13 protein-coding genes are annotated in these 18162 nt (G+C 68.7%); 8 read left to right on the top strand and 5 right to left on the bottom strand.

The window, feature by feature from the left end; translation table 11 throughout:
- Positions 1 to 66 precede the first annotated feature (66 nt).
- Genes AAID08_RS04860 through AAID08_RS04850 form a run of 3 tightly spaced genes read left to right on the top strand, consistent with a single transcriptional unit; the run spans position 67 to position 3640 of the window.
- Entirely contained in the window at positions 67 to 1107 is a 1041-nt protein-coding gene (locus AAID08_RS04860; RefSeq protein WP_395757411.1) for a branched-chain amino acid ABC transporter permease, read from the top strand.
- Positions 1104 to 2897 (top strand): ATP-binding cassette domain-containing protein, encoded by a 1794-nt coding sequence (locus AAID08_RS04855; protein ID WP_063580711.1) that lies wholly within the window; start codon positions 1104 to 1106, stop codon positions 2895 to 2897. Before AAID08_RS04860 ends, AAID08_RS04855 begins: the two co-directional genes overlap by 4 nt.
- Positions 2897 to 3640 carry an ABC transporter ATP-binding protein gene (locus tag AAID08_RS04850; RefSeq protein WP_049071591.1) on the top strand — a complete coding sequence of 248 codons (744 nt, stop codon included), beginning with the start codon at positions 2897 to 2899 and terminating at the stop codon, positions 3638 to 3640. Before AAID08_RS04855 ends, AAID08_RS04850 begins: the two co-directional genes overlap by 1 nt.
- A 23-nt stretch (positions 3641 to 3663) precedes the next feature.
- Here AAID08_RS04850 and AAID08_RS04845 read toward each other — a convergent pair whose 3' ends face one another.
- Positions 3664 to 4599, bottom strand: a complete 936-nt coding sequence (locus AAID08_RS04845) for a glycosyltransferase family 2 protein (protein ID WP_395757410.1) — start codon at positions 4597 to 4599, stop codon at positions 3664 to 3666.
- Between the two features lie 227 nt (positions 4600 to 4826).
- Between AAID08_RS04845 and AAID08_RS04840 the strand changes: the two genes are divergently transcribed.
- Positions 4827 to 5792 (top strand): LysR family transcriptional regulator, encoded by a 966-nt coding sequence (locus tag AAID08_RS04840; protein WP_054416487.1) that lies wholly within the window; start codon positions 4827 to 4829, stop codon positions 5790 to 5792.
- Between the two features lie 655 nt (positions 5793 to 6447).
- Positions 6448 to 6576 (top strand): hypothetical protein, encoded by a 129-nt coding sequence (locus AAID08_RS04835; RefSeq protein ID WP_006226408.1) that lies wholly within the window; start codon positions 6448 to 6450, stop codon positions 6574 to 6576.
- Positions 6577 to 6815: 239 nt separating this feature from the next.
- Here AAID08_RS04835 and AAID08_RS04830 read toward each other — a convergent pair whose 3' ends face one another.
- From AAID08_RS04830 to AAID08_RS04820, 3 genes are read right to left on the bottom strand one after another with little or no spacing between them, the layout of a single operon-like run.
- A complete protein-coding gene (locus AAID08_RS04830; protein WP_054416486.1) occupies positions 6816 to 7739 on the bottom strand; it encodes a sugar kinase in 924 nt (307 codons plus the stop codon).
- The gene (locus AAID08_RS04825) at positions 7732 to 8376 is read right to left on the bottom strand and encodes a bifunctional 4-hydroxy-2-oxoglutarate aldolase/2-dehydro-3-deoxy-phosphogluconate aldolase (RefSeq protein ID WP_049071587.1); all 645 of its coding nucleotides are present in this window, start codon (positions 8374 to 8376) and stop codon (positions 7732 to 7734) included. The genes AAID08_RS04830 and AAID08_RS04825 overlap by 8 nt, the downstream gene beginning before the upstream one ends.
- A gap of 24 nt (positions 8377 to 8400) precedes the next feature.
- Positions 8401 to 9180: an IclR family transcriptional regulator gene (locus AAID08_RS04820; RefSeq protein WP_395757409.1), complete on the bottom strand. Its 780-nt coding sequence runs from the start codon at positions 9178 to 9180 to the stop codon at positions 8401 to 8403.
- A 243-nt stretch (positions 9181 to 9423) separates the two neighbouring features.
- On the opposite strand from AAID08_RS04820, the gene uvrA reads away from it, so the two are divergent.
- The 3 genes from uvrA (at position 9424) to AAID08_RS04805 (ending at position 17037) form a co-directional block, all read left to right on the top strand.
- A complete protein-coding gene (gene uvrA, locus AAID08_RS04815) occupies positions 9424 to 15183 on the top strand; it encodes an excinuclease ABC subunit UvrA (protein WP_395757408.1) in 5760 nt (1919 codons plus the stop codon).
- A gap of 8 nt (positions 15184 to 15191) precedes the next feature.
- Positions 15192 to 16328, top strand: coding sequence for an aminodeoxychorismate synthase component I (locus AAID08_RS04810; protein ID WP_395757407.1), 1137 nt, complete (start codon positions 15192 to 15194; stop codon positions 16326 to 16328).
- A 76-nt stretch (positions 16329 to 16404) separates the two neighbouring features.
- Positions 16405 to 17037: an aminotransferase class IV family protein gene (locus tag AAID08_RS04805; RefSeq protein ID WP_049071583.1), complete on the top strand. Its 633-nt coding sequence runs from the start codon at positions 16405 to 16407 to the stop codon at positions 17035 to 17037.
- 34 nt (positions 17038 to 17071) lie between these two features.
- On the opposite strand, the gene AAID08_RS04800 is transcribed toward AAID08_RS04805, so the two are convergent.
- On the bottom strand, positions 17072 to 17974 hold the full coding sequence (locus AAID08_RS04800) for a LysR family transcriptional regulator (RefSeq protein ID WP_006388935.1): 903 nt from the start codon (positions 17972 to 17974) through the stop codon (positions 17072 to 17074).
- Positions 17975 to 18162: the final 188 nt, after the last annotated feature.

Raw genomic sequence — 18162 nt, 5'->3', positions numbered from 1 at the left:
GAGGCGCGCAGCGCTTCGGGGGGATAAAACCCCTGCAGTGTTTTTCCGTTTTATCCGGAAGTACCGATGAATGCTCAGATCGCCCTGATACTCGGGCAGGATGGCATCACCAACGGCGCCATTTACGCGCTGCTGGCCTTGTCCATCCTGCTGGTCTTTACCGTTACCCGCGTGCTGTTCATCCCCCAGGGCGAGTTCGTCGCCTTCGGCGCGCTCACCATGGCCGCGCTGCAGGCCGGCAAGCCGGTGCTGCTGGTGTGGCTGCTGCTGGCGTTCGCGCTGGCCGAAGCCGTGGCCGACCTGATGGCGCGCGGCAGGCGGCCGGGACGCCGCGCGCCGCTGTGGCGCATCATCGCCAAGGTGGTGTATCCCCTGCTGCTGGCCGCGCTGTTCTACCGCCTGCCGCTGGCGCAGTTGCCGATGGCCGTGCAGGCGCTGCTGACGCTGCTGCTGGTGGTGCCGATGGGCCCGCAGCTGTACCGCCTGTTCTACCAGCCGATCGCCTCGGCCTCGACGCTGGTGCTGCTGATCGTGTCGATCGCGGTGCACCTGGCGCTGGTCGGCCTGGGCCTGCTGGCCTTCGGCGCCGAAGGCGCGCGCACCGCGCCGTTCAGCGACGCCAGCCTGGCGCTGGGTCCGGTCAACGTCAACAGCCAGGCGCTGTGGGTAGTGGCGGTGTCGGCGCTGCTGATCGTGGTGCTGTACCAGTTCTTCGAGCGCTCGATGTACGGCAAGGCCTTGCGCGCGGCCGCCTTCAACCGGCTCGGCGCGCGCCTGATGGGCATTTCACCGGTGTTCGCCGGCAAGGCCACGTTTTTCCTGGCGGCGCTGATCGGCACCGTCTCGGGCATCCTGATCGCGCCCATCACCACCATGTATTTCGATTCCGGCTTCATGGTCAGCCTGAAGGGCTTCGTCGGCGCCATCATCGGCGGCCTGGTGAGCTACCCGCTGGCCGCCGCCGGCGCCGTGCTGGTCGGCCTGATCGAGGCCTTCTCCTCGTTCTGGGCCAGCGCCTACAAGGAGATCATCGTCTTCACGCTGATCATCCCCGTGCTGCTCTGGCGCTCCCTGAAAAGCCACCACGTCGAGGAAGAAGAAGAATGACCCCGCGCCACCTCGTCCTTGTGTTCCTGGCGCTGCTGGCGGCCGCGCCGCTGGCGTTGCCGCCGTTCTACGTCACGCTGCTGAACTACATCGGCCTGTACGCCATGGTGGCGCTGGGGCTGGTGCTGCTGACCGGCGTGGGCGGCCTGACCAGCTTCGGCCAGGCGGCCTTCGTCGGCGTCGGCGCCTACACCACCGCGCTGCTCACCACCCGCGCCGACGCCCTGCCCGCCTGGCTGGCGTGGCTCGGCGCCTCGCCCTGGCTGACGCTGCTGGCCGGCCTGTTGCTGACGCTGGTGGTGGCCTACCTGCTGGGCGCCATCACGCTCAAGCTGTCCGGCCACTTCCTGCCGCTGGGCACAATCGCCTGGGGCCTGTCGCTGTACTTCGCCTTCGGCTCGGTCGAGGGCCTGGGCGGCCACACCGGCATCCCCGACGTGCCGGCCATCCACCTGTTCGGCTGGGCACTGACGCAGGGCGATGAGATCTACTACCTGATCTGGGCCTTCCTGCTGGTGGCCATGTGGTCGACCAGCAACCTGCTCGATTCGCGCGAGGGCCGCGCCATCCGCGCCCTCAAGGGCGGCCGTGTCATGGCCGAATCGATGGGCGTGGACACGGCCCGCTCGCGCATGGTGATCTTCATCATCGCCGCGCTGCAGGCCTGCGCCTCGGGCTGGCTGTACGCGCACATGCAGCGCTTCGTCAATCCGAACCCGTTCGGCCTGCAGATGGGCATCGAGTACCTGTTCATGACCGTCATCGGCGGCGCCGGCCAGGTGTGGGGCGCGCTGGTCGGGGCGGGCGTATTCACGGTGCTCAAGCAATGGCTGCAGGACTGGCTGCCCAAGCTGCTGGGCCAGACCGGCAACTTCGAGGTGATCGTGTTCGGCTTCGGCATGGTGCTGCTGCTGCACCGCTTCCGCGGCGGCCTGTGGCCGGTGCTGGCGCGCTGCGTGCCGGTGCGCAAGCGCCAGCGCCAGATCGACAGCCAGGCCGAGCCGCTGCCGCGCAAGCCGATGCCGCCGCGCGGCGAGGTGGTGCTGAAGGCGGTCGACGTGACCCGCAAGTTCGGCGGCCTGGTCGCCAACAACGCCATGAACCTGGAGATCCGCGCCGGCGAGATCCTGGCGCTGATCGGCCCCAACGGCGCCGGCAAGAGCACCATGTTCAACCAGATCTCGGGCGTGGACACGCCCACCTCCGGCCAGGTCACGCTACTGGGCCAGCAGGTGGCCGGCGCCGGCGCGCGCCGCATCGCCCGCCTGGGCCTGTCGCGCACCTTCCAGCACGTGCGCCTGCTGGGCCGCATGAGCGTGCTGGAGAACGTCGCCATCGGCGCCCACCTGCGCGGCCATCGCGGCGTGCTGCCGGCCGCCTGGCGCCTGGACCGCGCCGAGGAGGCCCGCCTGCTGGCCGAGGCGGCGCGCCAGGTCGAGCGCGTCGGCCTGGGCAAACACCTGCACGACGAGGCCGGCTCGCTGGCGCTGGGGCAGCAGCGCATCCTGGAGATCGCGCGGGCGCTGGCGTCGGATCCCTGCATCCTGCTGCTGGACGAACCGGCCGCCGGCCTGCGCTATCAGGAAAAATGCGAACTGGCCGAGCTGCTGAAGAAGCTGCGCGCCGAAGGCATGGCGATCCTGCTGGTCGAGCACGACATGGATTTCGTGATGGGCCTGGTCGATCGCGTGGTGGTGATGGACTTCGGCGAGAAGATCGCCGAGGGCCTGCCGGCGGAGATCCAGCACAACCCCGCGGTGCTGGAAGCCTATCTGGGCGGAGTGGAATGATGAGCGCGAAACTGCTGGAAGTGCGCGACCTGCGCGTGGCCTACGACAAGGTCGAGGCCGTCTCGGGCGTCAGCCTGTCGGTGGACGAGGGCAAGATCGTCACCGTCATCGGCCCCAACGGCGCCGGCAAGACCACCCTGCTGTCGGCCATCATGGGCGTGCTGCCCTCGCGCGGCGAGATCGTGTTCGGCGGCAAGCGCCAGGAGCACGCCGAGATCGAGGAAATGGTGGCGGCCGGCATGAACCTGGTGCCGGAGAAACGCGAGCTGTTCGCCGAGATGTCGGTGGAGGACAACCTGATGCTGGGCGCCTTCGACCGCTTCCGCCGCGGCCTGCGCGACCAGGACCAGACGCTGGCCGAGGTCTACGACCTGTTCCCGCGGCTGCGCGAACGCCGCGCGCAGCTGTCGGGCACGCTGTCCGGCGGCGAACGCCAGATGCTGGCGGTGGGCCGCGCGCTGATGGCCAAGCCGCGCCTGCTGATGCTGGACGAACCCAGTTTGGGCCTGGCGCCGCGCATCGTGCGCGAAGTGTTCCGCATCGTCGAGCAGTTGCGCGGCATGGGCGTGTCGATCCTGCTGATCGAACAGAACGCGCGCGCCGCGCTGCAGGTGGCCGATTACGCCTATGTGCTGGAAACCGGCGCCGTCACCCTGGAGGGTCCGGCCGCGCAGGTGGCGGAGGATCCGCGCGTGGTCGAGGTCTATCTGGGATTGGGCCACGCCGCGCCGGCCTCGGCGTAGCGATCGCCGCGGGCCGCCGCGGCTCAGGCCACGCCGCGGCGCCGGTCGCGGCGGTACAGCGCGTACCCGAGCGGCCACATCACGCCGACCATCAGGCGCGCCCACGGGTTGGTCAGGCGGTAGGCCTGCACCGCCGTCGGCACGCCGGAGTGCTTCAGGTGCAGGCGAAAGCGGGTGTAGCGCGCAGCGGCCATGACGAATTCACGCGGCCGGAAGCGGAAGAATTCCAGGTGATGCTGCAGCATGTCCCAGGCCAGCAGGTACAGGCCCTGGGCGTTGTTGCCCACCGAGACCGCGCCCTGGCTCAGGCCGCCCGGGGTGTCGTGGTAGGTGCGCACCACCTGATTGATGAAGCGGCTGAGGTAGCCGGCCCGAGCGATCGCCCACCACACCAGGCTCTCGGGGACGAAGCCGGCCACGTCCTCGGGAAAGGGAAACTTGCGCAGGATGTCGGTGCGCATACAGCCGAACTTCTCGCCCTTGATGCGATAGCGGAAATACACGTCGACCGCGGTGCTGTCGAACACGTCCTGGGGATAGCGGTCGCCCACGATGCTGCCGTCGGGACGCGCGCAAAGACCGGTCACGGCCACGTACGAATCGCGGCGGGCCGGCGGAATAGCCTCCCAGGCGGCCTTGAAGGTGGCCAGCGATTCGGGCGGCATTTCGTCATCGCTGTCCAGGGCGACGATCAGCTCGCCGCGCGCCTGGCGCACGCCGCAGTTGAAGGCGGTTTTCTTGTGCTGGTTGTTCTGCCAGAAATAGCGGATGGGAAAATCGGCGCGCTGCTGCCAGTCGAGCACGGCCTCGTGCGTGTTGTCGGTGGAGCCATCGTCCACGATCACCCACTCGAAGTCCCGGAACGTCTGGCGGGAAAGCGATTCATACACCCGATGCAGCGTGCCCGCCCGGTTGTAGGTGGGCGTCAGAACGGTGAAGAACGTCGGCGTGTCGGTCATGCGAACTGGGCCCCTTTGCGATTTCCGGATAACCGCTGCGGTCTTGGTCTGTGTTGTTTTCGCCTGAAGTGTAGGGGATATGCCCGCGCCAACTGATGCCATGGCATGCAAATTTGCAATCAAATCTGACAATCCATGGATTTCCAGACTTATCCTAGGCGACGGTCCTGGTCATTGGGTGCCTGGCCGGAGTGGCGTAAACTCGGGCGGCCCAAACCGGAATGCCTATGGAAGCTTCGACCGTCCAGCTCAATGACATCGCCTTGTTCGTAGAGGTTGCCAAGCGCAAGAGCTTCAGCCTGGCCGCCCGGGCCCTGAACATGCCCACCTCGACGCTGTCACGCCGTATCAACGAGCTGGAACGGGCGATCGGGCTGCGCCTGATCAACCGCAACACCCGGCGCCTGGACCTGACCGAGGCCGGCGCGGCCTACATGAGCCGCTGCCAGGGCCTGATCGACGAGGCGCGCCTGGCGCACGAGCAGCTGCAGGCGCTGTCGGGCGGCCCGTCGGGCAATCTGCGGGTGTCGATGCCCTACAGCCTGGCGATCTGGCTGCTGCCGGAGACAATCAACGATTTCACGGATCGCTATCCGGAGGTGGAATGCGAGTTCGACCTGAGCATGATGACGGCGTCGGACGCCCAGGGCACGCCGTTCGACATCGTGCTGCGATTCGGCCGCAACAGCGACTATCCGGTTGCCAGCATCGACAATGGCAACGGCAATGGCGGCGCGCCGGTGCCGCGCAGCGATGGCGCGGTGGTGCAGGAGCTGGTGTCGCTGGACAACTATCTTTATGCCTCGGACCGCTATCTGGAACGCTTCGGCGAACCGAAGACGCCGTCGGACCTGACGCGGCACCAATGCCTGCGCACGACGATCGATGACGCGCATTCGCATTGGACGCTGCACAATGGGCGGGTGAGCGAGCAGGTGCCGGTGAGCGGGCATCTGGCGGCGAACAACATGAGCATCGCGGGGACGCTGGCGGGGCTGGACCTGGCGATCACGCGGATGCCGCATTGCCAGGCGCTGGATCCGATCATCAAGCGCAATTCGTTGCGAAGGGTGTTGCCGGGGTGGTCGGTGGATCCGATTTCGATCTACGTGGTGTATCCGTCGAGTATTCAGCCGGCCAAGACGCGGGCGTTCATGGATTTCATTCGGCCTAAGTTGGGGCCGGCTGAGTAGTCTTTGTTTTTGGGCGATGCGGGGTTCTTGCGCCGCGCGTGGCGGGATCGGCGGGGATGGCGGGGCTACGATTGCGGTCCGGAGCCTTCGCTCCGGACTGCCCCTTCCTCATCTTCGTCCAGGCCTTCGGCCTTCCCTTCAGATTCCGTCGGGCGCATCTACACGCCCCGCCATCCCCGCCGATCCCGCCACGCGCTCACGATGAGACTTAGCCTCGGGCGTTGGGGCGGTCGGCTTGCTTGGCGTGCTGGTGACTATCAGGAGTGGAGCGGAGGATCTTGCGGGGTCCGCCTCAAACCGGCCGCGCGGGCGGCCTTTTGAGGCTTACGCGGTGTCTTGCGTCGGGATGATGGGGCTCTCGCGTGTGCGAAGGGGCCAATTAGTTGGCCTGTCGATGCATGTCCTGCACACGGAGCGGACCGAAAGGGGGCTTACCAAGTTAAATGCGCCCCTATTTTTTGACGTTACCGGGTCTCCAGGCAAGCCCCCCCAAATTGGCGCCCTCGCCACTTTCAGGCTAGAATGCCGAGTTACCCAATTTCCCCGCCAGCCCAGTTTCCGGTTGTGCGGCCGGGTCGAAGACACCCGCAAGCCAAGCTTGAAGGCGGCTTCGCCCCGCTAATTCGATTTCCGCAAATTCAACAGGAGAATCAACATGGCTGAACGCAAACGCGTGCGTCGCAACACCCTGGAACGCCGTTGCCTGGGCAAGGCCTTCAAGCGCTTGTTCGTCAAGTCGCCCAAGGGTGTGTTCAAGATGCTGGAAAAGATCAAGCGCGTCTAAATGACCCGCCCGCCGCGCCAGGTTCCTGGCATGCGGCCCGATCGAAAAAATCCCCGCTGGTGCGAACCGGCGGGGATTTTTGTTTGGGCGGCCGGGCACGCCAGCGCTAGACAAACGGCCCGGAGAAACTGGCGGGAGGGCGGCCCGCGCGGTGCCGGCAGGTCATTGTCGACGGGTCGCCCATGGCGCCGGCGGTGGGTGCCGGCCCCAATCGTTGGCACCCCCTTCAGCCCAAGGCCTCAACCCCGCAGCTTCGCCAGCACCTGCTCGGCGCGGGGCAACGGGTCGACCGCGCCATAGCCCAGCGTCGACAGCGCCGCCGCCACGTTGGCATAGCGCACCGCGTCGGCCCAATCGTCGCCCTGGCAGCGGCGCGCCAGCAGGCTGCCGGCGAAGCAGTCGCCGGCGCCGGTGGCGTCGACCGCGTCCACGCGCAGGGCCGCGACCGGCGTGCGGGTCTTGCCGTCGTCGATGATGGAGCCGTCCTTGCCCAGCTTCAGCACCACCACGCCGGTGGCGCCGGCGTCGCGGATCCAGTCGAGCGTGCGTTCGGGGTCGTCGTTGCCGGTCAGGTGCTGCATGTCGTCCATGCTCGGCAGGAACAGGTCGGCGTGGCACAGCGCTTCGCGCAGCACGGCGCGGGCGCGGTCCAGCGGCCACAGGCGCAGCCGCAGGTTCGAGTCCAGGCTGACCTGCACGCCGGCCGCGCGGGCGCGGGCGATGGCGGCGAAGACCGTGTCGCAGGCGCTGGTGCTGATCGCCAGGCTGATGCCGGAGACGTGCAGGAAGCGGGCGCGTTCGATCAAGCCGCCGTCGAGGCTGGCGGGCGTCATCAGGCTGGCGGCCGAGCCGCGGCGCAGGTAACTGAAGGCGTGGCCGTCGGGGCCGTGCTGCACGAAGTACAGGCCGGTGTGCGCAGCGGCATCGACCTCGACGCCCGAGGTGTCCACGCCCTCGTCGCGCCACAAGGCCAGGAACTGCGCGCCGAAGGCGTCATCGCCGACGCGCGTCAGGTAGGCGCAGCGCGCGCCCTGGCGGGCGGCGGCGATGACGGCGTTGGAGGTGTCGCCGCCAAAGCCTTGCAGGTATTGGCGCTGGTCCTGGCTGGTCTGGTTCAGTTCGACCAGCGGTTCGCCTAGCGCGACGATATCGAAATCAGCCATGGGCGGCCTCACGGGTGCGGGTGATCTGCGCCACCAGGGCGGCCGTGTCGCGCGCGGCGAAGGCGGCCTTGTCATAGAGGTTGCTGCCGATGCCGACCAGGCCCGCGCCGGCGGCGAAATACGCGGCCATGTTCTCGGCGGTGACGCCGCCGGTGGGGCAGAACACCGTGTCCGGATACACCGATTTCAGCGCCGCCAGATGCTTGGGGCCGCCGGTGTCGGCCGGGAACACCTTGACCACATCGACGCCAGCGCGGCGCGCGGCCAGCACCTCGGTGGGCGTGAAGGCGCCCAGCAGGCAGAGGGCGTCGGCGGCATGCGCCAGGTCGACGATTTCGGTGGCCAGTGCCGGCGACACCAGGAAGTCGGCGCCGGCCACCAGGGCCTCGCGCGCCTGGGTTTCATCCAGCACCGTGCCCACGCCCAGCAGCAGCGCGGGGCCGTGCTTGTCGCGCAGCGCGCGCACCAGGTCGGTCACGCCCGGAATGGTCCAGGTCAGTTCCAGCGTGGTGCAGCCGGCGGCCACGGCCACCTCGGCGGCGTAGGCCGCGGTGGCGGCATCCTGGTAGCGCAGCACGGGCACGACCCGGGCGGCGAGCAAGGCGTCGAGTTTCGAGGCACGGGGAGCAGCGGTCATGGCATTCCTTTCGGGATGGATCGTTCAGGCGCCGCCGGATGGCAGCACGGCGAGTTTGGCGGCGGCCGCATCGCGCAGCCGCAGCAGGGGTTCGATATAGGCCGATTGCGGATCGTCGCTGCGCCGGAACATCAGCGTGCTGACGCTGACGCATGCGACCGGCTGGCCGCCGGCATCGCGCAGCGCCACGCCGTAGCAGACGATGCCGGGCTCGTTTTCCTCGTTGTCCAGCGCGTAGCCGCGCACCGCCGTCTCGGCCAGCGCCGCGCGCAGCGCGGGCAGGCTCGCCACGGTGCCGGGCATGCGCGATTCCAGCGGCAGGTCGCGCAGCAGGTGTTCGCGCGCCGGCTCGTCCAGCGCGGCCAGGTAGGCCTTGCCGACCGCGCTCGAATGCAGCGCCACCGCCGCGCCCACGCGCGAGGCCATGCGCACCGGGCCGGGGCTTTCAAGCTTGTCGATATAGATCATTTCGGCGCCGGCCGGCACCGCCAGGTGCACGGTCTCGCCGGTGGCGTCGCGCAGCGCCTGCAGGTCGGCCGCCAGCGCGGCGCGCAGGTCGAACTGCGACCAGGCGCGGCTGGCCAGGGCCAGGAGGCGCGGTCCGAGGCGATAGGCGCCGTCGGCTTCGGCCACCATGCCCTGCTCGGCCAGCGCCGCCACGATGCGGTAGACGGTCGGCCGCGGATAGCCGCTGCTGCGCGCCAGCGCCGCCGCCGTGGGCGGCCGGGGCGCGTCGGCCACCGCCTGCAACACCGTCATGAACTTCGCGAACGCGGCCGCGCCCGCCACCTTGGATTCCGACACAACCGCCCCCACCTCGGGTAGATGCGCTGCGTTAACAACGCGCCGGCGGAAAGCACTCGGCAAACCGCGCTAATTTCAGACGAATCTGCGATACTGTTTATTTGTACAGCTTCGTCGCGCATGTTTGACCACATTGTGGACACATGCCTCACGATATAGGCAATTATTCCACATCGCCGCGCCCGGAACCAGCCATTGGCCGTCGTCCGGGGCCGCCCCCTCCCTCAGGCTACGATACCGTCCATGAGCTCCCAAATCCGCATCGTTGGCGCCCGCCAGAACAATCTCAAGAACCTGGACCTGACCATCGCCACCGGCGAACTGGTGGTCGTGACCGGCGTGTCGGGGTCCGGCAAGAGTTCGCTGGCCTTCGACACCCTCTACGCCGAGGGCCAGCGCCGCTACGTGGAAACCTTCTCGCCCTACGCGCGCCAGTTCCTGGACCGCATGGACAAGCCGCAGGTGGACCGCATCGAGGGCATCCTGCCGGCCATCGCCATCGACCAGACCAATCCGGTGCGCAGTTCGCGCAGCACGGTCGGCACGATGACCGAGCTCAATGACCATATCAAGCTGCTGTTCGCGCGCGGCGCGCGCCTGCACTGCCGTGGCTGTGGCAAGGTGGTGCAGCGTGACACGCCGGAATCGATCTACCGCTCGCTGGCCGAGCGCTCGGCCGCGGCCGGCGATCCGCGCCTGGTGGTGACTTTCCCCATCGCCGTGCCGGCCAACTTCACCGAAGACGAAGTGCGCGGCTTCCTCGAGCAGCAGGGCTACACCCGCGTGCACGCCGAGGAAACCGCCGTGCCGAACGCCACCGCGCCGGCCAAGGGCGCCAAGAAGGAAAAGGGCAAGGCCAAGGCCGCCACCGAGGAACGCCGCATCCTGCACGTGATCCAGGATCGCTTCCGCTTCGCCGGCACCGAACGCGAACGCGTCATGGAAGCACTGGATACGGCATTGCGCATGGGCGCCGGCCACCTGGCCGTGTACGTCATGGACGCCGAGGGCGCGGACGCGCACATCTGGAAGTACAGCGACCGCCTGCACTGCGCCGACTGCAACATCGAATACACCGACCCGCTGCCCAGCAGCTTCTCGTTCAACTCGCCGCTGGGCGCCTGCGAGGCCTGCCGCGGCTTCGGCCGCGTGATCGGCATCGACTTCGGCCTGGTCATCCCGGACGAGAACAAGACCCTGCTGGAAGGCGCCATCAAGCCCTGGACCACGCCCTCGTACAAGGAATGCCAGGACGATCTGCAGAAGTACGCGCCGCGCGCCGGCATCCCGCTGGGCGTGCCGTGGAAGAGCATGAGCGAGGAGCACAAGCGCTGGGTGCTGTACGGCACGCCCGACTGGAAGGGCGGCAATGACGCCTGGAAGCACCAGTGGTACGGCGTGCAGCGTTTCTTCGATTGGCTCGAGACCAAGTCGTACAAGATGCACGTGCGCGTGCTGCTGTCCAAGTACCGCAGCTACACGCCCTGCCCCACCTGCAACGGCGCGCGCCTCAAGCCCGATGCGCTGCTGTGGCGCCTGGGCACCAAGGCCGAGGCCGACAGCGTGCTGCCGCCGGAAGACGGCCGCTACAAGCGCTTCATGCCGGTCGGCGCCAACTGGAGCCGCGCGCAGCTCGACAACCTGGACGGCCTGTCGATCCATGACGTCATGCTGCTGCCGATCGAACGGGTTCGCGCGTTCTTCGACCAGCTGTCGTTCGAAGGCGCGCTGGACGCCGCCACCGACCTGCTCATGACCGAGGTGCGCGCGCGCCTGAAGTTCCTGTGCGACGTCGGCCTGGGCTACCTGACGCTGGACCGCCAGAGCCGCACGCTGTCCGGCGGCGAAGTGCAGCGCATCAATCTGACCACGGCGCTCGGCACCTCGCTGGTGAACACGCTGTTCGTGCTGGACGAGCCGTCCATCGGCCTGCACCCGCGCGACATGCACCGCGTGGTCGAGGTCATGCACCGGCTGCGCAACGCCGGCAATACGCTGGTGGTGGTGGAGCACGACCCGCAGGTCATGGTGGCCGCCGACCGCATCATCGACATCGGCCCCGGCCCCGGCGAACGCGGCGGCCAGATCGTGTTCGACGGCACGCCGGCGCAGCTGCGCGCGGCCCGCACGCTGACCGGCGACTATCTCGGCGGACGCCAGCGCGTCGAAGCGCCGCGCCCCATGCCGGTGGCGGCCAACACGCCGCGCCTGCTGCTCGAAGGCGTCAGCGCCCACAACCTCAAGAACGTCTCGGTCGAGCTGCCGCTGGGCCGCCTGGTGTGCGTCACCGGCGTGTCCGGCTCGGGCAAGTCGACGCTGGTGCAGGACGTGCTGTTCCCCGCCCTGCTCAAGCAGAAGGGCAAGCCGTCGGAAGCGCCGGGCGCCTTCGAGCGCCTGCTGGGCGCCGAGCAGATCGCCGACGTCGTCATGGTCGACCAGACCCCCATCGGCAAGACCGCGCGTTCCAACCCGGCCAGCTATGTGGGCGCGTTCGACGCGATCCGCAAGCTGTTCGCGCAGGCGCCGCTGGCGCGGGAACGCGCCTACACCGCCGGCACCTTCAGCTTCAACGGCGGCGACGGTCGCTGCCCGACCTGCGGCGGCACCGGCTTCGAGCACGTCGAGATGCAGTTCCTGTCCGACGTCTACCTGCGCTGCCCCGATTGCGACGGCAAGCGCTTCCGCCCGGAAGTGCTGGAAGTGCGCGTCGAGCACCTGGGCAAGAGCGCCTCGATCGACGAGGTGCTGGAAATGACCGTGAGCGAGGCGCTGGAGTTCTTCAAGGGCCTGCGCGACGTGCAGACGGGTCTGGCGCCGCTGGCCGACGTCGGCCTGGAATACGTGCGGCTGGGCCAGCCGGTGCCGACGCTGTCGGGCGGCGAGGCGCAGCGCCTGAAGCTGGCCGGCCACCTGGCCGAAGCCGCGCGCAGCGGCATCTCCACCGCCAAGGTCGCCAAGAAGGGCAGCCTGTTCCTGTTCGACGAACCCACCACCGGCCTGCACTTCGATGACGTCGCGCGCCTGATGCGCGCCTTCCGCAAGCTGCTGGCCGCGGGCCACACGCTGCTGGTCATCGAGCACAACCTGGACGTGATCCGCGCGGCCGACTGGCTGATCGACCTGGGCCCCGAAGGCGGCGACGCCGGCGGCCTGGTGATCGGCGTCGGCACGCCGCAGGACCTGATGGCCAACCCCGCCTCGCACACCGGCGCGGCGCTGCGCGACTACGAAGTCAGCATCCTGCCGGCCGACGTGGTGGTCAGCAGCGACATCGACGCGCAGGAAGCCGAGCAGGCCGGCTTGACGGCCCGCATCGCCGAGCCGACCGCCGCCTATGGCGCCGGCGAAGGCACGCCGCTGCAATCCGTCATGCGCAAGCGCCGCCAGGACAACATGGCGATCGAGATCCGCAATGCGCGCGAACACAACCTTAAGAACGTCAGCGTCGAGATCCCGCGCGACAAGTTCACCGTGATCACCGGCGTGTCCGGTTCGGGCAAATCGACCCTGGCTTTCGACATCCTGTTCAACGAAGGCCAGCGCCGCTATCTCGAATCGCTCAACGCCTACGCCCGCGCCATCGTGCAGCCGGCCGGCAAGCCGGATGTGGACGCCATCTTCGGCATCCCGCCGACCGTGGCCATCGAACAGCGCACCAGCCGCGGCGGCCGCAAGTCGACCGTGGCCACGATGACCGAGATCCACCATTTCCTGCGGCTGCTGTACGTGAAGCTGGGCACGCAGTACTGCCCGGACTGCAACGTCGCGGTGGAGCCGCAGAACACCGACCAGATCGTGGCGCGCCTGCTGCGCGAGCGCAAGGGCGAGCACATCGGCCTGCTGGCGCCGCTGGTCACCGCGCGCAAGGGCTACTACACCGACCTGGCCAAGTGGGCCGGCTCCAAGGGCCACACGCACCTGCGGGTCGACGGCGAATTCATCCCGGTGGCGCCGTGGCCGCGCCTGGACCGCTACAAGGAACACACCATCGAACTGCCGGTGGCCGACGTGGTGGTCGACCCGGCCAACGAGGCCGACCTGCGCGCCGCGGTCAAGAGCGCGCTGGAAAACGGCCAGGGCGTGATGTCGGTGGTGTGGCCGGTGGACAAGCTGCACGAGGCGCTGAACAGCGAACTGCAGCAGCAGCATTTCTCGGTCAAGCGCGCCTGCCCCTCGTGCGGCACCAGCTTCCCCGAGCCCGACCCGCGCCTGTTCTCGTACAACTCCAAGCATGGCTGGTGCACCGGCTGCTTCGGCACCGGCCTGCAACTGCAGGGCTTCGACGAAGAACAGACCGGCGAGGAAACCGCCTGGAACGCCTGGTACGAAGGCGAGGCCACGGTCTGCACGCAGTGCGACGGCCAGCGCCTGAACCGGGTCGCGCGCGCCGTGCGCTGGCGTGACAAGTCGATCGCCGAGCTGGCCTCGCTGCCGGTGTCGGACGCGCACACCTTCTTCACCGGACTGGTGGCGCGCGGCCGCGAAGGCGAGATCGCCCGCGACATCCTCACCGAGATCCGCGGGCGCCTGAACTTCATGCAGGAAGTCGGCCTGAACTACCTGGCGCTGGACCGCGCCGCGCCCACCCTGTCGGGCGGCGAGGCGCAGCGCATCCGGCTGGCGGCGCAGTTGGGTTCGAACCTGCAGGGCGTCTGCTACGTGCTGGACGAGCCCACCATCGGCCTGCACCCGCGCGACAACCGCATCCTGCTGGACGCGCTGGCGCGCCTGGAAGGCAACGGCAACACGCTGGTGGTGGTCGAGCATGACGACGACACCATCCGCCGCGCCTCGCACATCATCGACATCGGCCCCGGCGCCGGCATCCGCGGCGGCCGCGTGGTGGCGCAGGGCAGCGCGCAGGACCTGATCGACGCGCCCGAATCCGTCACCGGCCGCTACCTGGCCAAGCCCTTGCAGCACCCGCTGCAGGGCCGCCGCCCGGTCGAAGCCGACACTCCCATGATCGAGATCAAGGGCGCCCGCCTGCACAACCTGCGCAGCGTCGACGCCAAGATCCCGGTCGGCCGCCTGAGCGTGGTCACCGGCGTGTCCGGCTCCGGCAAATCGACCCTGGCGCGCGAAGTGCTGCTGGACAACCTGATGCAGGCCGTCTCGCAGGGCAAGGCGCCCGGCTGGGCCGGCTGCGAAAGCATCAAGGGCTGGGAAGCGATCGACCGCGTGCTGGAAGTCGACCAGACCCCGATCGGCAAGACGCCGCGCTCGTGCCCGGCCACCTACGTCGGTTTCTGGGACGACGTGCGCAAGCAGTTCGCCGACACGCGCGAAGCGCGCATGCGCGGCTGGACCTCGGCGCGCTTCTCGTTCAATACCGGCGACGGCCGCTGCCCGATCTGCGAAGGCCAGGGCATGCGCACCATCGAAATGAACTTCCTGCCCGACGTGAAGGTGCCGTGCGACGCCTGCAACGGCGCGCGCTTCAACAGCGACACGCTGAGCGTGCAGATGCGCGGCAAGAACGCCGGCGAACTGCTGGCCATGGAAGTCGATGACGCCATCGAGTACTTCGCCGCCCATCCCAAGATCCATCGCCCGCTGCAGCTGATGCAGGACGTCGGCCTGGGCTACCTGACGCTGGGGCAGCCGTCGCCCACGCTATCTGGCGGCGAGGCGCAGCGCATCAAGCTGGTGACCGAGCTGTCCAAGGCCCGCCTGACCGACGGCCTGATCAAGACCGGCCGCGCCTCGCGCATCCCGCACACGCTGTACGTGCTGGACGAGCCGACCGTGGGCCTGTCGATGGCCGACGTGGAAAAGCTGATCCACGTGCTGCACCGCCTGGTGGAAGCCGGCAATACGGTGGTGGTGATCGAGCATAATCTCGACGTCATCGCCGAGGCCGACTGGCTGCTGGACCTGGGCCCCGAGGGCGGCACCGGCGGCGGCAAGCTGGTGGCGCAGGGGTCGCCGGAACACGTCATGACCTTGCGCGACCACTCCCACACGGGCCGGGTGCTGACGGAGTTCCTGGCGCAACAGTAAAGAGAGTCATGCATTGTCGTTTTGAAGACCGGCTGGCCGGCCGCGCGCTGCGGCTGGACGGCTTCCTGGCCCGCATCGAGGCGCGCGCGGCGGCCGAGGTCGGCCCCGCGCTGGCCGCCATCGACGCGGCACGCCGGCGCGGACATTGGGTCGCGCTGCTGCTGGACTACGAGCTGGGAGAATGGCTGCTGCCCGAAGCCACCCGGCCCGCGCCCGCCGGTCCCTGGACGCCGCCGCATGATGACGGCCGGGCGCGCCTGACGGCATTGGTGTTCGAGCGCCAGATCGACGAAACGCCGTGGGACCCGCCGGCGGCCGACAGCCCCCCGGCCGCCCTCAGCATTCCCGCGCCGCGCATGACCGAGGCCGGCTACACGCGCCAGATCGAGGCCATCCGCGCGCTGATCGGCGCCGGCGAGCTGTACCAGGTCAACTACACCCAGCCGCTCGACGTGCAATACCAGGGCGACGCGGCCACGCTGTATCGCCGCATCGCCGCGCGCAATCCGGTGGCGCACGGCGCCTATATCGAGGACGGCGCGCGCACGGTGCTGTCGTTCTCGCCAGAGCTGTTCGTGACCCGCCGCGGCGCGCGACTGACCACCCGGCCGATGAAGGGCACCGCGCCGCGCCACCCCGATCCGGCCGAGGACCAGCGGCTGGGCCGGGCGCTGCTGGCCAGCGACAAGAACCGCGCCGAGAACCTGATGATCGTCGACCTGCTGCGCAACGACCTGGGCCGGCTGGCCGAGCCCGGCTCGGTCAAGGTCGAGGCGCTGTTCTCGCTGGAACGCTATCCCACGGTCTGGACCATGACCTCGACCGTGTCGGCGCAGGCGCCGCACGCCACGCTCGAGGACGTGCTGCGCGCGCTGTTCCCGTGCGGCTCCATCACCGGCGCGCCCAAGGTCGCCGCCATGCGCCGCATCCGGCAAATGGAGGCCGCGCCGCGCGGCCTGTATTGCGGCAGCATCGGCTGGCTGGCGCCGGACGGCGACTTCTCGCTCAACGTGGCGATCCGCACGCTGGTGCTGGACGCGGCCGGCCATGGCGTCTACAGCGTCGGCGGCGGCATCGTGCACGACTCCGATCCGGCCGAGGAATGGCAGGAATGCCACTGGAAGGCCCGCATCCTGCGCGCCTGAGTGCGCAATCCGCGTCCGCGGGGTAGGATAGATCCCGGCCCCGCCCTCCTTCGCCCGCCGTTTACCAGGAGCCCGCATGCAACCTGAACTGATCGAGACCATCCTGGTCGACGCCGAGCGCCGCGTGCCGCTGCTGGCGCGCCACCTGCATCGCCTGGAGCATTCCTGCAAGGCGCTGGGCTACACCTGGGGCGGCAACGCGGTGCAAAGCGACATCATGATCGCTTCGCTCAGCCTGAACACCCCCGGCGCGCACCGCCTGCGCCTGTTGGTGGCGCGCGACGGCAGCCGCCACATCCAGACCGCCATGCTGCCACCGTTGCCGGCGGTGCAGGAAATCATGCTGGCGCCCGAAGCGCTGCGCTCGTCCGAACCGCTGCTGCGCTACAAGACCACCTATCGGCCCTGGTACACCAAGACCATCGAGTGGCTGCCGGCCCATCCGCACATCTTCGACCTGGTCTACCTGAACGAACGCGGCGAGCTGTGCGAAGGCAGCCGCAGCAACGTCTACCTGCGCCTGGATGGCGACTGGTACACGCCGCCGGTCGACAGCGGCTGCCTGCCCGGCGTGCAGCGCGCCGAACTGCTGGACACCGGCAACGTCAGCGAACGCGTGCTGACCCTGGCCGACCTGCACGCCGCTGACGAAATCCGGCTGTCCAACGCCCTGCGCGGCTGGTTCACGGTCACGCTGCGCGAAACCTGAACCCCGGCGCGCCGGGCGGTGAGTACGCGCCCCCCTAATCCGCGAACTGCTCCACCACCACCTGCCGCAGCCACTGGTTGGCCGGCTCGCGATGGTTGCGGGCGTGCCAGAACACATTGATGACGGACTCCGGGATCTTCACCGGACAGGGCGCGGTGGCCAGGCCGAACGGCTTGCAGGCGCAATCGGCGAAGCGCCGCGGCACCACCGCGATCATGTCGGTGGCCTGCAGCACCGGCCCCACCGCCATGAAGTGCGGCACCGTCAGCCGCAGGCGCCGGCGGATGCCGGCCTGCTCGATCACCTGGTCCACCACCCCGTGGCCGGTGCCTTCGGAGACGATGGCGACATGCTCGGCGGCGCGGAACTGCCGCGCCGACACGCCGGTGCGCGCCAGCGGATGGTCCTCGCGGAAGATGCACACGTAGGGCTGGCGGAACAGCCGGCGCTGGAAGAAACCGTGTTTCAGGCCCGGCAAAAAGCCCATCGCCAGGTCGATGCGGCCGCGCTCCATCTCGTCCTTCACGTCGATCGAGGTAGTGCGCACGGTGCGGATGGTGACGCCGGGCGCGGCGTCGTCCAGCGCCCGCATCAGGCGCGGCAGGAAGTAGGTCTCGCCGACGTCGTTGACGCCGATGACGAAGGCGCGCTCGCTGCGCGCCGGATCGAAGCTGGCGCGCGCGTTGAGCGTGCCGTGCAGCGCCGCCAGCGCATCGGCGATCGGCTGCGCCAGCGCCTCGGCATAGGGCGTGGGCACCATGCCGCGCGAGGTGCGCAGAAACAGCTCGTCGCCCAGCAGTTTGCGCAACCGCCCCAGCGCGTTGCTGACCCCCGGCTGCGAAATGCCCAGGTTCTGCGCCACCGCCGACACCCGGCCGTGCTTGCACAGCTCGTTGAACACGACCAGCAGGTTCAGGTCCATGTCTTGCAGGTTCATGCTTGTCTCCACCAATATTTATTTTGGTGATTGTTGTCATCATCCAGATTCTATTTATTTATTTCACACCCTGGCCGATGATGCAACAAACGCCTGCGCCCAAGTCGCGCCGGCCCCGATGGATGAAGGAGACAACCATGCGCCATCCCCCCGTCACGCCCTGTAGGCGCGGCCGCCTCGCCGGAGGC

The organism is Achromobacter sp. EB05 (assembly GCF_044232075.1).
GTDB classification, from domain to species: domain Bacteria; phylum Pseudomonadota; class Gammaproteobacteria; order Burkholderiales; family Burkholderiaceae_B; genus Achromobacter; species Achromobacter dolens.
This window is presented reverse-complemented; position numbering and strand designations above follow the sequence as displayed.

Coding starts and splice junctions, on each gene's coding strand:
- AAID08_RS04800 (WP_006388935.1), bottom strand. CDS start 17,974: ATGAACCTGCAAGACATGGACCTGAACCTGCTGGTCGTGTTCAACGAG.
- uvrA (WP_395757408.1), top strand. CDS start 9,424: ATGAGCTCCCAAATCCGCATCGTTGGCGCCCGCCAGAACAATCTCAAG.
- AAID08_RS04840 (WP_054416487.1), top strand. CDS start 4,827: ATGGAAGCTTCGACCGTCCAGCTCAATGACATCGCCTTGTTCGTAGAG.
- AAID08_RS04810 (WP_395757407.1), top strand. CDS start 15,192: ATGCATTGTCGTTTTGAAGACCGGCTGGCCGGCCGCGCGCTGCGGCTG.
- AAID08_RS04845 (WP_395757410.1), bottom strand. CDS start 4,599: ATGACCGACACGCCGACGTTCTTCACCGTTCTGACGCCCACCTACAAC.
- AAID08_RS04835 (WP_006226408.1), top strand. CDS start 6,448: ATGGCTGAACGCAAACGCGTGCGTCGCAACACCCTGGAACGCCGTTGC.
- AAID08_RS04825 (WP_049071587.1), bottom strand. CDS start 8,376: ATGACCGCTGCTCCCCGTGCCTCGAAACTCGACGCCTTGCTCGCCGCC.
- AAID08_RS04850 (WP_049071591.1), top strand. CDS start 2,897: ATGAGCGCGAAACTGCTGGAAGTGCGCGACCTGCGCGTGGCCTACGAC.
- AAID08_RS04855 (WP_063580711.1), top strand. CDS start 1,104: ATGACCCCGCGCCACCTCGTCCTTGTGTTCCTGGCGCTGCTGGCGGCC.
- AAID08_RS04860 (WP_395757411.1), top strand. CDS start 67: ATGAATGCTCAGATCGCCCTGATACTCGGGCAGGATGGCATCACCAAC.
- AAID08_RS04805 (WP_049071583.1), top strand. CDS start 16,405: ATGCAACCTGAACTGATCGAGACCATCCTGGTCGACGCCGAGCGCCGC.
- AAID08_RS04830 (WP_054416486.1), bottom strand. CDS start 7,739: ATGGCTGATTTCGATATCGTCGCGCTAGGCGAACCGCTGGTCGAACTG.